Genomic DNA, 2,634 nt, shown 5'->3' with positions numbered 1-2,634 from the left:
GCAGGCGGGGAAAAATGCGGTAGAGAATAATTATCTTCATGAAGAAGAAAGCCGCCGTTTTGATAAAGAGTTGGCCGAGTGTAAGGTCAACGGAGGGGACTGCGGTGCAGTCATTCAGAAGTATTTGAACATTAGCAATAAGAATAGTGCCAAATTGGAGGAAAAATGCAAAGGAGGCGGTATTACTTGTGTGACTTATGAAGAAATTATTCAAGTAAATACGAATGTTGCGCTTGATGAGGGATCATTACAAATTCGATTGTCAGAGAAACTAAAAGATCCCGACGCCATCAAAATAGTACAGTATTTGAATGGTAAGGATTTGCAGTTTTTGAAGGATAATATTACTACTTCTAACAGAGTTGCCGCTGTCGCTTTAGATCCAACTTCATGGCCTGTAATGGTCTTTGGTGCAAAGGCGATGATTCAGGGGGCAAAAGGTAAAGAACAGCTACTTGCAGCAGGCGTCACCAGTGGTGTAAATGCAGCTATTCAATATGGTACAACAGGAGAAGTGAGGTTATCTGATGTAATTGGCGCAGGTGTTATCGGCGCTATCACAGCAGGAAAAAGTTATAACCCAACCGTTACTTGGAATGCAGTAGGCGGCTATTACACAGCAGAAATCAAAGGAGATGATCCTTTCTTGAATGCAATAATAAGTAAAGGCGGAGCCAGTGTAGGATATGCGATCGGTAATACTATCAAGGTTCCATTCAATAAAATTTTTAATCCTGTGTCAAAAGAATATGAATGGCAACCTATAGGTATTTGGACGATTACAAGGCCTGCATCAAAAAGTGCCATTCCTTCTACCATGGGTAATTTAGGGGGGTCAACTGCATCAGGTTTATTTAATAGTGGTATCGGAAGCGCTATGGAAAATAAGGAGAAACAAGGTGAAAATAAATAAAACTAAATCGTTCATTGTCATGTTGTATTTATCTTGTTCTTTTTTTCTGGCAGTGTTTCTAATGTGTATGATTTTTCAGGTACTTGGTTATTGGGTTGGTGGTGGAAAAGAAATTTTTCATTTCATTAGCGATAATATTGGAATGTATCTAAAAATCAGTACGTCAGGATTTCTTGCAGGTTTTATGTTTTGGTTATTTGGTATTCGTTAGTTACCCGATAAGAACGATCCCATATGTTGAGCTGGAATTTTTGGGTTGTAGAGAATAATGCGCTGAGCCTGGTTCTCAAAGGGTGTGGCATTGCTGCACCGTAGCGAAGCAAGTTCTGGAAATCGGCGTTAAAGCGGGTATTACAGGTGTTGTCGCCAAAGAGATCGCAGACAAAATATCGGAAGACGATCTGGATCATCTTGTTACTCTGAAGATGATGGGTAATGATGAAGTTACCGAAAAATATCTGAATTCACTTCAGGATAAGTATGTTCCTGCTCATACCGGTGGTGATCAAATAGCTGGGTTAGGTCCTTCCAATACTGGGGGGGATCAAATAGCGGATAATTTGCTAAGTCATACCGGTAGCGACCAATCTACAGGCCAGAGTGCTACTAATACCGGTAATATAGACGGTAAGTCAGATACTGGCGGAAATAGTACTGTAACGCCAATCCCTGATGGGCCGAATAAAGATGATTTGGCTTATCTGCAATCAGGAAATAAAATTGAAACAACACTTAAACCTGAAAAGAATTGGGAAAGTACTCGAAATAAAGCATTAGATATTGTTGGTGATTTAGGAGCAGACTCTAAACCTGTTATTGGACGGTTAGAGATAAATGCTGGGAGTGGAAAAGTTATTGGGCGTCAATCCAACGATGGGAAAGTAGGCTGGCGAGTTGATGATGATCCTGAAAAAGGTACTCATATTAATGTATGGGATTATTCTCAAGGTAAAGGACCGGGCAAGGAAATAAAACAGGTCGTACCATTTGAGGGTAATGAACAATCTTTTGAAACGATATTGAGACAGTTAAACAGGTAGAGAAAATGACTTTATTTGAAGAGTGTAAAGAAGCACTTAGTGCTGATTTTATTATAGTTAAAGGGCGGCTTCAGAAGGATGCTATTGATATTTTTAATAAATATCCTTTAGTAAACGGTAATATCTCTTGGTCAGAGATTGAATATTCAGACTATGAAGACATTAATCATCTGTTGAATGCAAACTCTATAGAAAACGATAATGTATTCGTTTTTGTAGATGATGTTAGTATTCCTATTTTTAGATCAAATTTAAACTTGCTTTCTGAAAATATCCACGATGTTACGGCGCTGTCCCCAAAATTATTTATTTTTAACAATGATGTAATATTACAGCCTTTGTTTCCAACTGAAATGTTCCGCTTAGGCATAAATTCTAAGAAAGAACATGTCTAAAAATAATAAGAAAAATCCCACAGGTAGTGAACTACACCTCAAAATATTTGATGTATGGCGTTTGATGAAATATTTTAATATAAACAATAGTTAGAGTTAAAAGATGTATTGGAAAAATGGTTATAGCAGGAGATTTACAATCTGTTTTGGGTAAAATTTTTACACTTAAAAACTAGTATTAAGATCCCAGCTTCACTCTGGGATCATCGGTGGCGATACCCGGCTTGATGCGGCGCGTGACGTGCGGTTACTCGGTGCGGCCAATAGGCAAAAAACCGACGGCAGC

The 2,634-nt window shown here is 38.5% G+C and carries 3 protein-coding genes and 2 pseudogenes; all 5 read left to right on the top strand.

Annotation, left to right across the window (positions count from 1 at the left end):
* On the top strand, nt 1–913 hold a 913-nt coding region (locus tag AC971_RS25435), incomplete at its 5' end, for a hypothetical protein (RefSeq protein ID WP_231573058.1).
* The gene (locus tag AC971_RS21315; protein WP_025381534.1) at nt 900–1,124 is read left to right on the top strand and encodes a hypothetical protein; all 225 of its coding nucleotides are present in this window, start codon (nt 900–902) and stop codon (nt 1,122–1,124) included. The genes AC971_RS25435 and AC971_RS21315, both read left to right, overlap by 14 nt.
* Nucleotides 1,125–1,629: 505 nt before the next feature.
* A pseudogene (locus tag AC971_RS25875) lies at nt 1,630–1,953 on the top strand (VENN motif pre-toxin domain-containing protein); the annotation flags it as partial.
* 5 nt (nt 1,954–1,958) lie between these two features.
* The gene (locus AC971_RS21305) at nt 1,959–2,348 is read left to right on the top strand and encodes a CDI toxin immunity protein (RefSeq protein ID WP_025381532.1); all 390 of its coding nucleotides are present in this window, start codon (nt 1,959–1,961) and stop codon (nt 2,346–2,348) included.
* 172 nt (nt 2,349–2,520) lie between these two features.
* Nucleotides 2,521–2,634: pseudogene (locus tag AC971_RS25870) on the top strand (hemagglutinin repeat-containing protein); the annotation flags it as partial.

It is taken from the genome of Yersinia similis, from assembly GCF_001053095.1.
In the GTDB taxonomy this organism is placed as follows: Bacteria; Pseudomonadota; Gammaproteobacteria; order Enterobacterales; family Enterobacteriaceae; genus Yersinia; species Yersinia similis.
Note: the sequence above shows the minus strand (reverse complement) of the source record. Positions and strands in the feature narration are given on the sequence as shown.

Bases quoted from the DNA above. Each gene is read 5' to 3' on its own strand.
- AC971_RS21305 (WP_025381532.1), top strand. From the start codon at position 1,959: ATGACTTTATTTGAAGAGTGTAAAGAAGCACTTAGTGCTGATTTTATT.